This window comes from Agromyces lapidis (genome assembly GCF_009749405.1).
In the GTDB taxonomy this organism is placed as follows: domain Bacteria; phylum Actinomycetota; class Actinomycetes; order Actinomycetales; family Microbacteriaceae; genus Agromyces; species Agromyces lapidis.
On record NZ_WBIQ01000005.1, the window covers coordinates 256650 to 272928 of the forward strand.

The 16279-nt window shown below is 68.8% G+C and carries 16 protein-coding genes; 3 read left to right on the plus strand and 13 right to left on the minus strand.

The window, feature by feature from the left end:
- Nucleotides 1–60 precede the first annotated feature (60 nt).
- The 3 genes from GQQ93_RS08170 (at nucleotide 61) to GQQ93_RS08180 (ending at nucleotide 2600) form a co-directional block, all read left to right on the plus strand.
- Nucleotides 61–588 carry a low molecular weight protein-tyrosine-phosphatase gene (locus GQQ93_RS08170; RefSeq protein WP_157423738.1) on the plus strand — a complete coding sequence of 176 codons (528 nt, stop codon included), beginning with the start codon at nucleotides 61–63 and terminating at the stop codon, nucleotides 586–588.
- A complete protein-coding gene (purB, locus tag GQQ93_RS08175) occupies nucleotides 585–1967 on the plus strand; it encodes an adenylosuccinate lyase (RefSeq protein WP_157423739.1) in 1383 nt (460 codons plus the stop codon). The genes GQQ93_RS08170 and purB overlap by 4 nt, the downstream gene beginning before the upstream one ends.
- A gap of 126 nt (nucleotides 1968–2093) precedes the next feature.
- Entirely contained in the window at nucleotides 2094–2600 is a 507-nt protein-coding gene (locus tag GQQ93_RS08180) for an Lrp/AsnC family transcriptional regulator (RefSeq protein ID WP_157423740.1), read from the plus strand.
- On the opposite strand, the gene GQQ93_RS08185 is transcribed toward GQQ93_RS08180, so the two are convergent.
- The 13 genes from GQQ93_RS08185 to GQQ93_RS08245 form a co-directional block, all read right to left on the minus strand.
- Complete coding sequence (locus GQQ93_RS08185) at nucleotides 2601–3077, minus strand: Lrp/AsnC family transcriptional regulator (protein WP_157423741.1); 477 nt, start codon at nucleotides 3075–3077, stop codon at nucleotides 2601–2603.
- Between the two features lie 71 nt (nucleotides 3078–3148).
- Nucleotides 3149–3886: a 3-keto-5-aminohexanoate cleavage protein gene (locus tag GQQ93_RS08190; RefSeq protein WP_157423742.1), complete on the minus strand. Its 738-nt coding sequence runs from the start codon at nucleotides 3884–3886 to the stop codon at nucleotides 3149–3151.
- Between the two features lie 118 nt (nucleotides 3887–4004).
- Entirely contained in the window at nucleotides 4005–4691 is a 687-nt protein-coding gene (locus GQQ93_RS08195; protein WP_157423743.1) for an RraA family protein, read from the minus strand.
- A 15-nt stretch (nucleotides 4692–4706) separates the two neighbouring features.
- Nucleotides 4707–5507 carry a carbon-nitrogen hydrolase family protein gene (locus GQQ93_RS08200; protein WP_157423744.1) on the minus strand — a complete coding sequence of 267 codons (801 nt, stop codon included), beginning with the start codon at nucleotides 5505–5507 and terminating at the stop codon, nucleotides 4707–4709.
- 51 nt (nucleotides 5508–5558) lie between these two features.
- Nucleotides 5559–6665 carry an ABC transporter ATP-binding protein gene (locus GQQ93_RS08205; RefSeq protein WP_157423745.1) on the minus strand — a complete coding sequence of 369 codons (1107 nt, stop codon included), beginning with the start codon at nucleotides 6663–6665 and terminating at the stop codon, nucleotides 5559–5561.
- Nucleotides 6666–6721: 56 nt separating this feature from the next.
- Nucleotides 6722–7783, minus strand: a complete 1062-nt coding sequence (locus tag GQQ93_RS08210; protein ID WP_157423746.1) for an ABC transporter substrate-binding protein — start codon at nucleotides 7781–7783, stop codon at nucleotides 6722–6724.
- A 50-nt stretch (nucleotides 7784–7833) separates the two neighbouring features.
- The gene (locus tag GQQ93_RS08215; protein ID WP_246192192.1) at nucleotides 7834–8622 is read right to left on the minus strand and encodes an ABC transporter permease; all 789 of its coding nucleotides are present in this window, start codon (nucleotides 8620–8622) and stop codon (nucleotides 7834–7836) included.
- Nucleotides 8619–9530 (minus strand): ABC transporter permease, encoded by a 912-nt coding sequence (locus GQQ93_RS08220; RefSeq protein WP_157423747.1) that lies wholly within the window; start codon nucleotides 9528–9530, stop codon nucleotides 8619–8621. Before GQQ93_RS08220 ends, GQQ93_RS08215 begins: the two co-directional genes overlap by 4 nt.
- A gap of 312 nt (nucleotides 9531–9842) precedes the next feature.
- Nucleotides 9843–10145 carry a hypothetical protein gene (locus GQQ93_RS08225; protein WP_157423748.1) on the minus strand — a complete coding sequence of 101 codons (303 nt, stop codon included), beginning with the start codon at nucleotides 10143–10145 and terminating at the stop codon, nucleotides 9843–9845.
- Nucleotides 10142–10735 carry an HdeD family acid-resistance protein gene (locus GQQ93_RS08230; RefSeq protein ID WP_157423749.1) on the minus strand — a complete coding sequence of 198 codons (594 nt, stop codon included), beginning with the start codon at nucleotides 10733–10735 and terminating at the stop codon, nucleotides 10142–10144. Before GQQ93_RS08230 ends, GQQ93_RS08225 begins: the two co-directional genes overlap by 4 nt.
- A 344-nt stretch (nucleotides 10736–11079) precedes the next feature.
- Entirely contained in the window at nucleotides 11080–12423 is a 1344-nt protein-coding gene (pntB, locus tag GQQ93_RS08235; RefSeq protein WP_246192224.1) for a Re/Si-specific NAD(P)(+) transhydrogenase subunit beta, read from the minus strand.
- A 70-nt stretch (nucleotides 12424–12493) separates the two neighbouring features.
- A complete protein-coding gene (locus GQQ93_RS08240; RefSeq protein ID WP_157423750.1) occupies nucleotides 12494–14059 on the minus strand; it encodes a Re/Si-specific NAD(P)(+) transhydrogenase subunit alpha in 1566 nt (521 codons plus the stop codon).
- A 279-nt stretch (nucleotides 14060–14338) separates the two neighbouring features.
- On the minus strand, nucleotides 14339–16168 hold the full coding sequence (locus GQQ93_RS08245) for an oleate hydratase (protein WP_157423751.1): 1830 nt from the start codon (nucleotides 16166–16168) through the stop codon (nucleotides 14339–14341).
- Nucleotides 16169–16279 lie beyond the last annotated feature (111 nt).

The window sequence follows — 16279 nt, forward strand, 5'->3', positions numbered from 1 at the left end:
GCAGGGCCCGTGAGTCCGTACCCATTCCTGAAAAGGGCATTCTCCTCCACAATGGATGCCATGACGCGAGCGGAACCCGCGGGGGACGCCGCGCAGCCCTTCCGAGTCTCGTTCGTGTGCACCGGCAACATCTGCCGGTCTCCGATGGCGGAGGTGGTGCTGCGCTCCCTCGCCGACCAGGCGGGGCTCGCCGGCGCGCTCGCGATCGAGTCGGCCGCGACCGGCGACTGGCACGTGGGTGAACCCGCCGACCAGCGCACCGTCGAGGCGCTCGCGCGGGCCGGCTACGACGGCACGCACCACCGCGCGCGGCAGTTCGACGCCGGCGACTTCCCCGAGCTCGACCTCGTGGTCGCCTTCGACCGTGGACAGGCGCGGATCCTGCGCAACTGGGCGACCGGCGCGGCCGAGCAGCACAAGGTGCGCCTGCTGCTCGAGTTCGAGCCCGAACTCGCGGGCCTGCAGGACGTCCCCGACCCCTATTACTCCGATGCGGGAATGTTCGATCGAGTCCTTGAGATGATTGAACGGTCGACCCAGGCGCTCTTCCGCCAACTCGCACCCGCTCTCAGACAAGGAATCCGATGACTTCGCTGCCTCCCCAGCCGCTCAGCCCCCTCGACGGCCGGTACCGTTCGGCGGTCGGCGAGCTCGGCGAGCACCTCTCCGAGGCGGGCCTCAACCGGGCGCGCGTGCACGTCGAGGTCGAGTGGCTCATCGCCCAGACCGACCGCGGCTTCTTCGGCTCCGCCCCGCTCTCGGAGCACCAGAAGGCGAGCCTGCGCCAGGTCGTCGCCGACTTCGGCCAGCCCGACATCGACGAGCTCGCGACCCTCGAGGCGACGACGCGTCACGACGTCAAGGCCGTCGAGTACTACGTGCGCCGTCGCCTCTCCGACCTCGGTCTCGACGCGATCGCCGAGCTCACCCACTTCGCCTGCACGAGTGAAGACATCAACAACCTCTCGTACGCCGTCACCGTGCGCGACGCCGTGCAGCAGGTCTGGCTGCCGAAGTACCGCGCCGTCATCGCGACGCTGCAGGCGCTCGCCATCGAGCACCGGGATGCCGCGATGCTCAGCCGCACGCACGGCCAGCCCGCGACCCCGTCGACCATGGGCAAGGAGCTCGCGGTCTTCGTGCACCGCCTGGGCCGCATCGCGGCGCAGGTCGAGGCGACCGAGTACCTCGGCAAGTTCTCGGGCGCCACCGGCACCTTCTCGGCCCACGTCGTCGCAGCACCGGATGTCTCGTGGCCGACCGTGTCGCAGGAGTTCGTCGAGTCGCTCGGCCTCACCTGGAACCCGCTCACCACGCAGATCGAGTCGCACGACTGGCAGGCCGAGCTGTACGGTCGCGTGTCGCATGCCAACCGCGTGCTGCACAACCTCGCGACCGACATCTGGACCTACATCTCGCTCGGCTACTTCCGCCAGATCCCGGCCGCCGGCGCGACCGGTTCGTCGACGATGCCGCACAAGGTGAACCCGATCCGCTTCGAGAACGCCGAGGCGAACCTCGAGCTGAGCTCGGCCGTGCTCGACTCGCTCGCGGCGACGCTCGTCACCTCGCGCCTGCAGCGCGACCTCACCGACTCGTCGGCCCAGCGCAACATCGGCGTCGGCTTCGGCCATTCGATGCTCGCGCTCGACAACATCCAGCGCGGCCTCGGCGAGATCGACCTCGATCGGGCGCTGCTGCTCGCCGACCTCGACGGCAACTGGGAGGTGCTCGGCGAGGCGATCCAGACGGTGATCCGCGCCGAGGTCGTCGCCGGCCGCTCGACGATCGCCGACCCCTACGCGCTGCTCAAGGAGCTCACCCGCGGCAAGCGGGTCGGGGCCGCCGACCTGGCCGAGTTCGTGTCGTCGCTCGAGATCGGCGACGAGGCCAAGGCGCGCCTGCTGGCGCTCACCCCGGCGTCGTACGTCGGCATCGCCGACGAGCTCGTCGACCGGCTGCCGTAGTAGCCCGCCGAGGGGACCGCACCCGCACCGTTTCAGGAGAACGCACGCTGTTCAGGACGATCTTGCCGAGATCGTCCTGAACAGCGGCCCGAGTCCTGAACGAGTGTCGTCCGGTACGCTGACGGGGTGGATGCCGGGCGCCAGTCGAGGGACTCCCTCCTCGACGATGTCGATCGGGAGATCATCGACCAGCTCCGGGTCGACGGCCGCCGCTCGTTCTCCGAGATCGGGCGCCGTATCGGCTACTCCGAGCCGACGGTGCGCCAGCGCTACAATCGGCTCGTCTCGCTCGGTGTGATCTACGTCGCCGGCATGTATGACGAGACGAAGATCGGCGGCATCGCAGCGCACGTCGGTATCCGGGTGTCCGAAGTGCCGGTCGCGAAGGTCGCCGAGCAGCTCGCCGAGCACCCCCAGATCAAGTACGTCGCGTGCACCCTCGGGTACTACGACATCATCCTCGACATCGCGGCACCCGATGCCCAGGCCCTCGGAAAGATCGTGCTGCAGGACCTGCGCCGAATCCGCGGCATCTCCGACCTCGAGACGCTCACCGTGCTCGAGGTCATGAAGGACACCTATCTCTGGCAGGGATTCCGCGAACCGTCGCCGCTCTCGCGCCCGGCCGAGTGATCAGCGGTTCGGGTCGCTGACGATCTGGCCGCGCGCGTCCCGGAGGCCGCCACCGCTGTAGTCCTTCGCGAGCGAGGTCACGATGATCGGCTGGATCGATGCGACCCCCGGCTGCCTGCGGACCTCGTCGAGCAGCGCGATGAGCTGCGGCTGGTCTCGACAGGTCGCCTCGAGGTAGAGGTCGTGCGAACCTGCGACGAGCGCGACGTGGTTGATCTGGTTGATCCCGACGAGTCCGTCGGCGACCGCGCGCGGCGTGAGGTTACGCACGCGGAGCAGCAGGCGCACGACCTGGTGGCCGAGCAGCAGCGCGTTGCAGAGGGCGACGATCATGACGACGTCGTCGTCCTGCAGCTTCGCGACACGGGCTCGCACCGTCGACTGCGAGACGCCGAGTTCCTCGGCGAGCGATGCGAAGGGGCGGCGGCCATCGCGCGCGAGCAGTTCGATGAGCTTGCGATCGAGTTCGTCAATCATTGCGCCAGTCGCCTCCCTCGAACCGAGGGTATCGCCTCTCGGGACTGACGACTCCGGCGACCCCGAATGCCTCACACGAGGGTGCGGGCGCGTTCGAGTTCTCGTACCGCGCTGACGAGTTCGGCGTTGTCGACCGGCATTCGGCCATCGGGCAGCAGCACGCCGTCCTCGAAGCCGATGCGGGTCTCGCAACCATCGGCGATGGCCGCCTCGACGACCGGCCAGACCGTGGCGTCGTAGCCGTGGTAGAGGATCGGGGCGGTGACGCCCGCCCCGCGCACGGCCGCGGAGATCTCGCGGCACTGGGCGACGGCCTCGACCGGGTCCTCCGTCTCGGGTTCGATGAGGATGCGCACATTACGGTGCAGCGTCGGGGAAGCGAGCAGCGCCGGGACATCCGCCATCGACCACACCGCCGACTCGAGCACCATGCCGCGTTCGAGTACGAGCTCGGCCGCTTCGGCCGCTCCCTCCTCGCAGAATGCCACCGACGCGAAGTCGGGCAGCGCGTCGGCGGGCCAGGCGGCGACGTGCGCCATCCGCTGGGCGTGCGACTCGACCGTCCAGAGGCCCGTCGTCGTGCCGATCACGATCGACGCGTCGGCCGCGCGCATCGCGCTCACCCATGCGCCGACTGCGTCGGGATGGATCGTCTGCGCACCTTCGGCGGTGAGCACGTGCGCGTGCACGACGTCGGCCCCCGCGGCGATCGCGGCGCGACTGGCCTCGACGATCTGCTCGGTGGTGCGCGGCACAGCGGGGTGTTCGGAGAGCGGTCGCCCGCCGTTGATCGCGGCTTTGAGAAGCATTTCGAAGGGCCTTTCGCGGATGAACAAGGTGGAACGGGGTGAAGCTGATGCTGATGCGATGGCGCGACGGATCACCGCCGGCGAGGGTTCTCGCCGATCGGAGGTGTGCGCCGCGGGGTTACTGCGGAGTCGTGCTCGTTACGAGGGTCGCCACGATGTCGCTCGCGCCGGTCAGGCTGCCGAGCGGGGCGCCGGCGCGGAGTTCTTCGATCAGCTCGGGCTCCTCCGCGTCGTCCTGCAGCGCGAGGTCGACCAGCCGCTCGATGACATCGAGCGCGACCACGAGCACTCCATTGGCGTCGGCGAGCACGACATCCCCGGGATGCACGACCGCGCCCCCGCACGTGATGGGGATGTTCACGCCGCCGGCGTCGATCCCATGCAACTTCGTGGTGAGCATGCTCGTGCCCCGCGCGTGCACGGTGAGCCCGAGCCCGTCGATCTCATCGACGTCGGTGACGACGCCGTCGACGACGGCGCCGGCTGCGCCTCGCGCGACGAGCTGCGCAGCGACGACCTCGCCGAGCGGGGCGTGACGACGGTCGCCGCCCGTGTCGAGCACGAGCACCTGGCCGGGCTCGATGAGGCCGGCCGCGTGGTGCAGCGCAGTCGAGTCGGTTGCGGTCGTGCGCACGGTGAACGCGGTGCCGATCACGCGACCCCCCGCTGCGACCACGCGGCGCACCTCGGGGTCGACGAAACCCTCCTCGAGATAGTGGCCGAGAGTGGGGAAGCTCAGTCGCTCGAGCTTCTCGCGGAGCTCGGCGGGGAGCGGAGCGGGCAGGTCGCCGGTGTTGAAGAACATTGGTCGCTTCCTCTGTCAGTTCACGTGGTACGCGAGGTCGATGCGGCGGTTCTCGAGCGCCGGCAGCATCCGGCGTGCGGCCGCGGTGCGCTCGGCGTCGAGTTCTGCGAACGCGATCCCCTCGTCATGCGCGTCGAGCCCCGAGACGACGACGCCGAGCGGATCGATGACGCGGCTCAGTCCCGCCGAGTCGGGGCCGACAGTCGCCGAGGCGAGGAACCAGCTCACGTTCTCGATCGCTCGGGCCCGCGTGAGCACCGACCAGTGCTCCTCCTTGCCCTTGCCCGATACCCAGGCGGCCGACAATGCGATCGCATCGACGCCGCGATCGGCGAGGCTGCGGAACAGCTCGGGGAACCGGACGTCGTAGCAGTTCGCGATTCCGATCCGCCAACCCTCGACCTCGATGATCGGCGGCAGCACGTCGCCCCGCGTCACGTACGCCGATTCCCGGTAGGCGAACGCGTCGTAGGTATGGATCTTGTGGTATCTCGCGAGTTCACCGCCGTCGGGGCCGACCGCGAGGATCGTGTTGAACGGGGTGCCCGCAGGGTTCGGCTCGTAGCCGGCCGCGATGATCGTCAGGCCGTGTTCGCGGGCGAGCTCGCGCACGAGCTCCTCGAATCGCGGCCAGATCGAGGGCAGCAGCTCGGGGAAGTCGGGCTTGTTCTCGTCGTCGGCGAGCAGCATCGCCTCTTCGGGGAAGACGACGAGTCGGGCACCCCCCGCAGCCGCCTCGGCCGTGTAGCTGCTGATGGTGGCGAAGTTCGCCTCGGGCTCGATGCCCGGGGAGGTCTGGACGACGGCTACGCGCATGCGAGGCTCCTCGATTCTGGTTCTGGTTCTGGTTCGGTCGGTACGGGGGTGTCAGCGGATCACGATCCGGGCGTCCTGCGGGCGCCACGAGAGCCGAAGAGTGTCGCCCATCGACAGCCCGGGCAGGTCGCGCTCCTTCGCAAGGCTCGAGAGGGACGCCTTCACGGTCAGCCCTCCGACGAGGAGGTGCAAGTGCCACTCCTCGCCGAGGAAGGTCAGGGTCTCGACGACACCCGCGATGCCCGCCGCCCCCGGGGCGTCCGGCCGCACCTCGATCCGCTCGGGGCGCACGAGCAGGGTGCCGGGGCGCTCGGAGGTGACCGTCTCGCCGAGCACGCCGCGCACGGTGCCCGCTCCATCGACGACGACCTCGACCTCATCACCGGCGGCCCCTTCGGGCACGGTGGTGTCGAGCAGGTTGCAGCTGCCGATGAAGCCCGCGACGAATCGTGTCTCGGGACGGTTGTAGATGTCCTCCGGTCCTGCAACCTGCTGCACGACGCCCTCCGACATCACCGCGATGCGGTCCGACATCGTCAGCGCCTCCTCCTGGTCGTGCGTCACGTAGATGAAGGTGATCCCGACTTCGCGCTGCATGCGCTTGAGTTCGTACTGCATCTCCTTGCGCAACTGCTGGTCGAGCGCACCGAGCGGTTCGTCGAGCAGCACGACCTTCGGGCGCGACACGACCGCACGGGCGAGCGCGACCCGCTGCCGCTGCCCGCCCGAGAGCTGGTCGGGCTTGCGGTCACCGAGGTGTCCGAGTCGCACGAGCTCGAGCGCCTCCCGGGTTCGGCGGTTCGCCTCATCCTTGGCGACCCGCCGAACCCGGAGCTCGAAGGCGACGTTCTCGAACACCGTGAGGTGGGGAAACAGCGCGTAGCTCTGGAACAGCATGTTGAGATCACGGTTGCGCGTGGGGACTGCCGTGACATCCGCGCCGCCGAGCAGGACGCGCCCGGAACTCGGCGCCTCGAAACCGGTGATCATCCGCATCAGCGTGGTCTTGCCGCAGCCCGACGGGCCGAGGATCGAGAAGAACTCGTTGTCCCCGATGGTCAGGTCGAGCGGCTGCACCGCGAGATGGCCGGCGAACTCCTTCGAGAGGCCCTGGATCTCGACCGCCGGGGCGATGGTCGACGTGGTCTGCGTGTTCATGATCCCAATCGCTGTTCGCTGGAACTGAGGTGCTCGGAGCCGGCCGGAGCCCGGCCTCAGGAGGCCTTCACCCGGGTCCAGCCGTCCTGGTAGAACTTCATCGCCGCTCCGGGGTCGACGATGAAATCGGCGTTCTCGACCTGCTCGTCCGAGGCGTACACCGCGGCGTTGCTCAGCAGGCCCTGGTCGGAGACGTGCTCCGCGGCGGCGGCGTTCGCACTCGCGAGGCCGCCGTCGTTCGTCGCCATCGCGGCGATCTCGGGACGCAGCAGGAAGTTGATGAACTCGTACGCCGCATCCTGGTGCGGCGCGCCCTTCGCGATCGACAGGCCGTCCACCCAAAGGCTGCCGCCCTCTTCGGGGAGCACGTAGTGCACGTCGGGGTTCTGCTCGACGATCTTCGCGGTGCTGGTGCCGCCCCACGCCTCCGAGATGCAGACATCGCCGCTCGCGACGAGCTCGCCGTAGTTCGTGGAGTTGTAACCCGCAAGGATCGACTTCTGCTCGATGAGCGACTCGGTCGCCGCTTCGATCTCCGCCTCGTCGGTGCTGTCGGCGTCGTAGCCGTTGACCTGCAGGCCGGCGATGTACGCGGCGAGCATGTTGTCGAGCATGTTCACCTTGCCCTTCCACTTCTCGTCGAAGAGCGAGTCCCAGCTCGTGATCTCCTCACCGCCCGTGCAGGCCGAGTTGTAGAGGATGCCGGTCGTGCCCCACACCCACGGCACCGAGTATTCGAGGCCCGGGTCGTAGCTCGGGTCGGCGAACTTCGGGGCGAGGTTCTCGATGCCCTCGATCTTCGACTTGTCGAGCGGCTCGATGAGTTCCTGGCCGACGAGCTGCTGCACGGCGTACTGGCTCGGTTCGACGATGTCGTAGCCCGAGTTGCCGGCGGCGAGCTTCGAGATCATGGTCTCGTTGCTGTCGAAGTTGTCGACGTTGACCTTGATGCCGGTCTCCTCGGTGAAGGCGTCGAACACCGTCTGGGGGATCTCGTCGGCCCACGCGTAGACGTTGAGCTCTGTCGATGTGCCATCGCCCGATCCGCCGGCGCTGCACGAGGTCAGGGCGAGTGCGGCGACGATGCCGACGGCCGCTGCCGTGGTGATCTTCTTCATTGCAGGGGGTTCCTTTCGGTGGGGGAGTGCAGGAAGGTCGCGGGTCGCGCTCACGAGCGCGATTCGACGAGGATGCGCCGCATCTGCGACACCCCGACGAGCAGCACGATGACGAGCGTCAGCAGGATGAGCAGGGCGCCGAGGGCGTTGATGCTCGGCGTGAGCCCGGTCTTCAGGCTCGAGTAGATCTTGAGCGGCAGAGTCGTCGACCCCACGCCGCTGAGGAAGGTCGACATGACGATGTTGCTGAACGAGGTGGTGAAGCTCAGCAGCCAGGCGGCCACGACCGCGGGGCGCAGCAACGGGAAGTACACCCGCGTGAAGGTCTGCCAGGGCGTGCAGCCCAGGTCGGTGGCCGCCTCGGGCAGGCTCGGGTCGAGCATCGCCGCAGAGCTCATGAGCACGAGGGTCGCGAGCGGGAGCGAGACGATCAGGTGCCCGAGCACGAGGGTGAGGATGCCGAGGGGGATCTTCGTCGCGCTGAAGACACTCAGCATCGCGACACCGAGCACGATCTCGGGCACGATCAGTGGAAGCGCGATCAATGCCAGGAGGCTCGCCCGGCCCCGCCCCCGGTAGCGGGCGAGACCGAGTGCGAACATGATGCCGATCGCCGTCGCGACGGTCGCGGTGATGACGGCGACGATCGCGCTGGTCTGCAGGGTCTGCATGAGCGCGGCGTCTTGGAACAGCTCGACGTACCACTGCAGTGTGAGGCCCTCGAAGCGAGTGTTCGTGCCCGCCGCGTTGAACGAGTAGACGATCACCGCGGCGATCGGAATGTAGAGGAAGACGAAGACGCCCCGGGCGATGCCGTTCACGACGCGATCCACGGTCACGCCCCCTTCTCGGTCGACGAGCGCTTGGTCCTGGATGACGATCCCTTCGTCGCCGAGCGCTGCAGCAGCAGGCCGACGAGCACCATCGAGATCAGCATCAGGATGAGCAGCAGCATCGAGGCTGCGGCTCCCATCGGCTGGTTGCGGAACTCGGTGTACAGGGTCACGATCAGGTTGCCGACCAGAGGGTCCTTGCCGCCGCCGAGCAGCACGGGGATCACGAAGACGCCCATGGTCGGGATGAAGGTGAGCAGCGCTGCGCCCAGCAGACCGGGGCGGGTGAGCGGCAGGATGACCCGGCGTTGCACGCCCCACCACCCGCAACCGAGATCCGTGGCAGCTTCCTTCAGCGAACCGTCGATCGAGCGCATCGATGCGTAGATCGGGAAGATGGCAGTCGGCAGGAACGAGTAGAGCAGGCCCAGCACGACCGCGACGTTGCTCGGGATGAGCGAGAACCCGGCGATGCCGAAGATTCCGAGCACTCCGGCGATCGGCCCGCCCGAACCGAGGATGGTGATCCACGCGAAGGTGCGGACGAGGAAGTCGGTCCAGAACGGGATGATGACGAGCAGGAGCAGGAAGCCCTGCTTGCCGGCCGGCCTCGACACGATGTAGTACGAGGTGATGTACCCGATCACGAGGCACACGGCGGTGTTCAGCAGGCCCAGCCCCAGTGAGTAGAGCAGGGTCTTCGAGTAGACGGGGTCGAGCAGCTTGGCGTAGTTGTCGAGCGTGAGCCCGTCGGTGATGCCGCCGTAGTTGTCGGCGACGGCGAAGCTGTTGCGTGCCACGATGAACAGGGGCAGGATCCCCAGCAGCACGACCGAGGCGATGCCCGGAATGAGCAGCAGGAGGGAGCCCCGCTTGGGCTTCTCCTTGCGACCCAACTGGATCGCACGTGTCATCGACGTCACTTTGCTCCTTCGCACTTCACCGCCCGGCTCGGCGGTTCACCCATCTTGATACGCGGTACTGACGAACCGCCCGGGATCGCGTCGCGGAATCCGTGGATGTGGGCGTCAATAGCGACGGAGTCCGCGATTCGCGGCAGCGGTGATCAGCGCACCTTTCAGGAAGACGCACGCGATTCAGGAAGTTTCAGCGGGAAACATCCTGACGAGCGGGTGTTTTCCTGAAACCGTTGCGCGGTGACGGCAGGGCGTTGCACGGCGCCGCCCGGCCCAGGGCGGGCATGTGGCAGGGCAGCCGTGCGCGGCTCAGTGGCGCGTCGGGCCCTGCGGAGCGGGCGGCTCGCCGGGGTTCTCGCCCTCGCCCTCGCCCTCGCCGAGCTCGGCCCGCTCGTCGGCGTTCGGCTTGATCGCCATCTGCAGAAGCGCGAGCACGACGAGCACGACGATGAAGACGCCGCCGGCGCCGACGAGGGTGATCGTCCAGTCGCGGGTCGCGACGAGGCAGATCACGCCGACGAAGATCGCGGCGATCGCGGCGCCGCCGACGTACTCGGCCGGACGCAGCCTGTCTTGCCGGCTCGGCTGGTACTCACCGGGGGACTGGGTCACGACTGCTGCTCCGCTCCTGCCGCGGCGGGGCCGTCGGCGGTCTGGTTCGCGGCCCACTTGAGCGAGAGGCCGCCGATCACGAGGAACACCCCGAGAATCACGAGATAGCCGCCGAGCAGGCCGACCGCGGTGACGGCGTCGGGCGGGAGGAGCAGGAACACGATCGCGAGGACCGCGGTGAAGGCGCCGACGAAGATCCAGTCGCGGGCCGCGGCGGTGCGGCCGCGGGAACGCAGTCCGGCGTAGAGCTCGACGAAGCCGGTGACGGCCGCCCAGACGCTCACGAGGTAGAGCAGGAACGCCAGCCCGCCCGGCACCGAGAGGGCGAGGAGGCCGGCGACGACGGTGACGACGGCGTTGATCGCGAAGAGCGAGCGGATGCCGCGGCCGACCAGCAGGCGAAGCGCCAGCGCCCCGACGACGAGGCCGGAGACGACCGCCCAGATGCCGAACACGAGCAGCCCGAGTTCGGGCGAGTGGTTCGGCGAGAAGGTGATGACCACGGCGGGGACGACCGCGAGGAGTCCGCGGACGACCGGGACGACCCAGTACTGCGGGCGCTCCGGGGATGCATCGCGGGCGGTGGCCACGGCGACCTCTTTCACATCGGAGGGGGTTACCGATCCATCCTACGCGGGCGCCGCCGCTGCCGGGTCCGCCGCCCGCTCGCCCACCCGCCTCGTTCCGCCCCTGGCCGCCGTGTCGGTCCCACCCCGCCACGTCCCGTCCCAACACCGCGCCGAATCGCCAGAAGATGCTCCATATTCACGACCGGAGAGCGGTTTCTGGCGACTCGCTTCAGTGGTGGGGGGCGGGGCCCCGGCGGGCGAGTCAGGCCGGGCCGGGCCGGCCGTGCGAGCCGAGCCGGCCGTGCGGGACGGGTGGGCCGGGCGACCCCGCCCGACCCCGTCCGGGCCCCGCCCGACCCCGCCGCTCACAGCACCCGCAGCAGGTCCTCCACCCGCTGCTTCGCGTCGCCGAAGAGCATCTGCGCGTTGTCGCGGGTGAACAGGGGGTTCGCGACACCGGCATAGCCGGAAGCCATCGAGCGCTTGAAGACGACGACGTTCTTCGCCTCCCACACCTTCAGCACGGGCATGCCGGCGATGGGGCTGCCCGGGTCCTCGGCGGCGGCTGGGTTCACGGTGTCGTTCGCCCCGATCACCAGCACGACCGTCGTCTCGGGGAAGTCGTCGTTGATCTCGTCCATCTCTTCGACGATGTCGTACGGCACCTTCGCCTCGGCGAGCAGCACGTTCATGTGCCCGGGCAGTCGGCCGGCCACGGGGTGGATGCCGAACCGCACCCGCACCCCGCGCTCGCGCAGCCGGCTCGTGAGCTCGGCGACCGGGTACTGCGCCTGCGCCACCGCCATGCCGTAGCCCGGGGTGATGATGACCGACGAGGCGTCGCGCAGCAGCTCGGCGGCATCCTCGACCGTGATCTCGCGCGACTCGCCCTCGACCTCGCCCGACGAGGTGGGCGCGGCGATGCCGAAGCCGCCCGCGATCACCGAGATGAACGAGCGGTTCATCGCCTTGCACATGATGTACGAGAGGTAGGCACCCGACGAGCCGACGAGCGCACCGGTGACGATGAGCAGGTCGTTGTTGAGCAGGAATCCCGCGGCGGCGGCCGCCCAGCCCGAGTAGCTGTTGAGCATCGAGATGACGACCGGCATGTCGCCGCCGCCGATGGATGCCACGAGGTGCCAGCCGAGCGCGAGGGCGAGTGCCGTGACGACGACGAGCAACCACAGCTCGGGCGTGATCACGTACCAGACGGTGAGCACGACGAAGGCGACGAGCGCACCGAGGTTCAGCGCGTTCTTGCCGGGCAGCATGAGCGGTGCCGACTTCATGCGCGCCGAGAGCTTCAGGAACGCGACGATCGAGCCGGTGAAGGTGACGGCGCCGATGAAGACGCCGATGAAGACCTCGGCGTGGTGGATGTCGAGGAGGGCACCGGTCATGCCGGTTTCCTCGAGGGCGCCGTTCCAGCCGACCAGCACGGCGGCGAGTCCGACGAAGCTGTGCAGCAGGGCGATCAGCTCGGGCATGCCCGTCATGGCGACGACGCGGGCCCGCCAGAGTCCGATCGCGCCGCCGACGAGCACGGCCACGACGAGCAGCACGAGCGCCGTCGTCACGTGCGGTTCACCCCACGCCCCGGCGAAGGTGGCGGAGACGGTCGCGACGAGCGCGATGACCATACCGGCGATGCCGTAGCTGACACCGGCCTTGGCGGTGTCGTGTCGGCTGAGCCCCGCGAGGCTCATGATGAACAGCAGTGCCGCGACGATGTAGGCGGCGCCGGCGATCGACGCCGGGGTCAACAGGGCGGTCGTCTCAGCCACGGTCGGCTCCAGTCCTGCCCGCCGAGAACATCGCGAGCATTCGTCGGGTCACGGCGAAACCGCCGAAGATGTTGATGCTGGCCAGCAGCACGGCGATCGCGGCGAGGATCTGCACCACGAGCACGTCGCTCGTGATCTGAACCATCGCGCCGACCACGATGATGCCCGAGATCGCGTTGGTCACGCTCATGAGCGGCGTGTGCAGCGCGTGAGCCACCTTGCCGATCACGTAGAAGCCGACGACGACCGAGAGCACGAGCACCGTGAAGTGCTGCGGCAGCGGCGGCGGCGCGATCGCGTTCACAGCGAAGAGGGCCGCGATGCCCGCAGCGACGAGCACCACCTTCTTCACGGGCGACATGGGTCGCTTGGGTTCGGGGGCGGGCGCGGCATCCTGCGCCGTCGCAGCGGATGCCGCGGCCGCGGGTGCGGCGGAGACCTGCACCGGCGGCGGCGGCCAGGTGACCGAGCCGTCGCGGGCGACCGTGACCGAGCGCTGCACGATGTCGTCGAAGTCGAGCACGAGCTCGCCGTCCTTGCCGGGCGTGAGCAGCTTCACGAGGTTCACCACGTTCGTGCCGTAGAGCTGCGAGGCCTGCGTCGGCAGGCGTGAGGCGAGGTCGGTGTAACCGAGGATCGTGACGCCGTTCGGCGTGACGATCTTCTCGCCCGCGACCGATCCCTCGACGTTGCCGCCCATGCCGGCGGCCATGTCGACGATGACGCTGCCCGACTTCATGCTCGCGACATCGGCCGCGGTGATGAGCTTCGGGGCCGGGCGCCCCGGGATGAGCGCGGTCGTGATGATGATGTCGACGTCGGCCGCCTGCTCCGAGTAGATCTCGGCGGCACGACGGTCGTAGGCCTCGCTCGTCGCCTTCGCGTAGCCGTCGGTCGACTGCTCGACCTCCACCTCGACCTTGAGGTACTCGCCGCCGATCGACTTCACCTGGTCGGCGACCTCGGGGCGCGGGTCTGTCGCGCGCACGATCGCGCCGAGGCTCGAGGCCGCTCCGATGGCGGCGAGCCCGGCGACGCCGGCCCCCGCCACGAGCACCTTCGCCGGCGGCACCTTGCCCGCGGCCGTGACCTGCCCGGTGAAGAAGCGCCCGAACGAGTGGGCCGCCTCGACGACCGCGCGATAGCCCGCGATGTTCGTCATCGAGCTCAGCACGTCCATCGACTGTGCGCGAGAGATGCGGGGCACGGCGTCCATCGCGAGGGCCGTGACGCCGCGCGCGGCGAGGGCCTCGAGCAGCTCGGGCTTGAACGCCGGGGCGAGCAGGCCGACGACCACCGCCCCGGGCTCGAGCCCGGCGATCTCGTTCTCGGTGGGCGCGTTCACCTTGAGCACGAGGCCGCTCGCGAGCGCCTCGGCGCCGTCGACGATCGTCGCCCCCGCCTCGCGGTACGCGTCGTCGGCGAACGCCGACGCGTGACCCGCGCCGGCCTCGACCACGACCTCGTACCCCAGGGTGATCAACTGCCTCACCGTCGCGGGCGTCGCAGCGACCCTGGTCTCGGGTGGCTGCTCGGTGACGACACCGATGCGCGTCATGCGGCTCTCCTTCTTCGTCGAAGCGTCCGCGTCGAGCGCGGAACTCAGCGTGCAGCACCGTCATCGCGGTGCCGGCTGAGCCGCTGCGGCGACGGTGCTGCAAATCGGCACCACGTCGGGGTGGTGCTGGCCTCAGCGTAGAGCGCTCCGGCGAACGTCGGCACGAATATCTCGCCGAATCGCCGCGAAGGAATCGCGGATCTTTCGCGTCGCGGAACTTCGCACCTGCGGCGATCGGGGCATCCTGTCGTCGACGAGCACCGGATGCCCCGCGCGCGCTCACTCGATCGCGTCGTCGACCCGATCACGCACCACCGTGCCGCCGTGCTCGGGGATGAGCTTGAAATCGGTCAGCAGCTCGCCCACCTGGGTGCCGTCCAGCCGCGTGAACAGGCGCTCGCGCAGGAACTTCGGCCCGGGCAGCCCGACCTCCTCGCCGTCGCGCAGCCGGCTCGTCGCCTTCAGCAGGTGCCGCACGTCGTAGGTCGAGCCGAACACCTCGGGCACCCCGCGGTCGATGCCGAGCAGCCGGTAGGCGGCCTCCATGCCCGTGCGCACCGAGTACTCCGTGGTGAAGATGCAGTCGCGGGTCGTCTCGGCGAACTGGCCGATGAAGGCGAAGTTCTGCGCCCCCACAGGCACCACGTCGGGTCGGTCGCCCGCCTTGCGCGGCATGAAGAAGCTCGTGACGTACGGCATCATCACCGGCACCGCGGTCGCCGCGTTCGCCGCGAGCTCGTCGATCCGGTCGACCGGGACACCGAGGTGGTAGAGCCACTCGCGGGTGATCTCCTCGCCCGTCGACTCCTGCAGCGTCTTGCCCGTGTAGTCGCCGGGCACGTCGACGAAGAGCCCGTACACCCACACCACGATCTGGTCGGCGGGCTGCTGCTTGAAGTGCGGCTGGCGGTTCACCGTCCAGCTCATGAGCCACGACGAGTCGCGTGCGGTGACGATGCCGCCGGTGACGACCTTGCCGCTGAACGGGTCGCGCTGCGCGATCTTCTCGATGTACGCGGGGATGCGCGCGTCGAGGGTCGTCACCGTGGCCGACTCCCACTTGGTCTTCTCGATGTCGCCGCAGAAGACCTCAGGCCGGCCGAACGAGGGATGCTTCGCCGCGATGCGCTGCCAGAGCGCCCACCCCGCCGCGGGCGACTCGTCGAGCTTCGCCGGGGTGTGCTGGTCGCCCTCGTCGGAGTTCTCGGTGAGGCCGCCGATGGTCGCGAGCACGAGATCGTCGGGTCCGAGATCGACCCCGCCCTCGACCCCGCCCTGCACCCAGTGGATGCGCGTCGCCCGCTTCGTGACATCCGAACCCTGCCCGTCGACACTCGCGAACGAGAAGTCGATGTCGGTGACCTGGGTGTCGAAGTGGAAGGTGACGCCCTGGTCGAGCAGCCACTTGTACAGCGGCAGCACGAGCGACTCGTACTGGTTGTACTTCGTGAACTTCAGGGCCGACAGGTCGGGCAGACCGCCGATGTGGTGCACGAATCGGTGGATGTAGAGCTTCATCTCGAGGGCCGAGTGCCACTCCTCGAAGGCGAACATCGTGCGCCAGTAGAGCCAGAAGTTGCTCTCCAGGAAGTCCTTCGAGAAGACCTCGTCGATACGCTTGTCCTCCATCTCCTCGCGCGTCGCGAGGAACACCCGCACGATGTCCTTCTGCGCGGAGTCGCTGAGGCCGAACAGGTTGTTCGTGTGCGCGTCGTGCCCCTGCTGCTCGGTCACGCGGCAGAGCGAGAAGTTCGGGTCGTCCTTGTTGAGCCAGTAGAACTCGTCGAGCACGCTCGCGCCCTCGATCTCGAGCGAGGGCACGGTGCGGAAGGCGTCCCACAGGCACTCCATGTGGTCCTCCATCTCACGGCCGCCGCGGATGACGAAGCCCTTCTCGGGCCGCTTGATGCCGTCGAGGGCACCGCCCGGCAACGGCAACCGTTCGAGGATCGTGATGCGATCGCCCGGCAGCTGCCCGTCGCGGATCATGAAGAGCGCCGACGACATCGATGCGAGCCCCGCACCGACGAACCACGCCGACTTGCCGTCGACCCCCTCGGGCTTGCGCGGACGCGCGAACGCCTCGTAGTTGCCACTGCTGTAGTACATGCTTCCCCCTTCGTCGCGCTGCGACGATGCGCAGCGCACCGCTTTCGACGCTACCTGCGGATGCCTCGCGGTGCACCCGCACGGATGTGCAGCCTCGGCGAACGCCGAGTC

Coding starts and splice junctions, on each gene's coding strand:
- GQQ93_RS08170 (WP_157423738.1), top strand. CDS start 61: ATGACGCGAGCGGAACCCGCGGGGGACGCCGCGCAGCCCTTCCGAGTC.
- purB (WP_157423739.1), top strand. CDS start 585: ATGACTTCGCTGCCTCCCCAGCCGCTCAGCCCCCTCGACGGCCGGTAC.
- GQQ93_RS08185 (WP_157423741.1), bottom strand. CDS start 3,077: ATGATTGACGAACTCGATCGCAAGCTCATCGAACTGCTCGCGCGCGAT.
- GQQ93_RS08190 (WP_157423742.1), bottom strand. CDS start 3,886: ATGCTTCTCAAAGCCGCGATCAACGGCGGGCGACCGCTCTCCGAACAC.
- GQQ93_RS08195 (WP_157423743.1), bottom strand. CDS start 4,691: ATGTTCTTCAACACCGGCGACCTGCCCGCTCCGCTCCCCGCCGAGCTC.
- GQQ93_RS08200 (WP_157423744.1), bottom strand. CDS start 5,507: ATGCGCGTAGCCGTCGTCCAGACCTCCCCGGGCATCGAGCCCGAGGCG.
- GQQ93_RS08205 (WP_157423745.1), bottom strand. CDS start 6,665: ATGAACACGCAGACCACGTCGACCATCGCCCCGGCGGTCGAGATCCAG.
- GQQ93_RS08210 (WP_157423746.1), bottom strand. CDS start 7,783: ATGAAGAAGATCACCACGGCAGCGGCCGTCGGCATCGTCGCCGCACTC.
- GQQ93_RS08220 (WP_157423747.1), bottom strand. CDS start 9,530: ATGACACGTGCGATCCAGTTGGGTCGCAAGGAGAAGCCCAAGCGGGGC.
- pntB (WP_246192224.1), bottom strand. CDS start 12,423: ATGAGCCTCGCGGGGCTCAGCCGACACGACACCGCCAAGGCCGGTGTC.
- GQQ93_RS08240 (WP_157423750.1), bottom strand. CDS start 14,059: ATGACGCGCATCGGTGTCGTCACCGAGCAGCCACCCGAGACCAGGGTC.
- GQQ93_RS08245 (WP_157423751.1), bottom strand. CDS start 16,168: ATGTACTACAGCAGTGGCAACTACGAGGCGTTCGCGCGTCCGCGCAAG.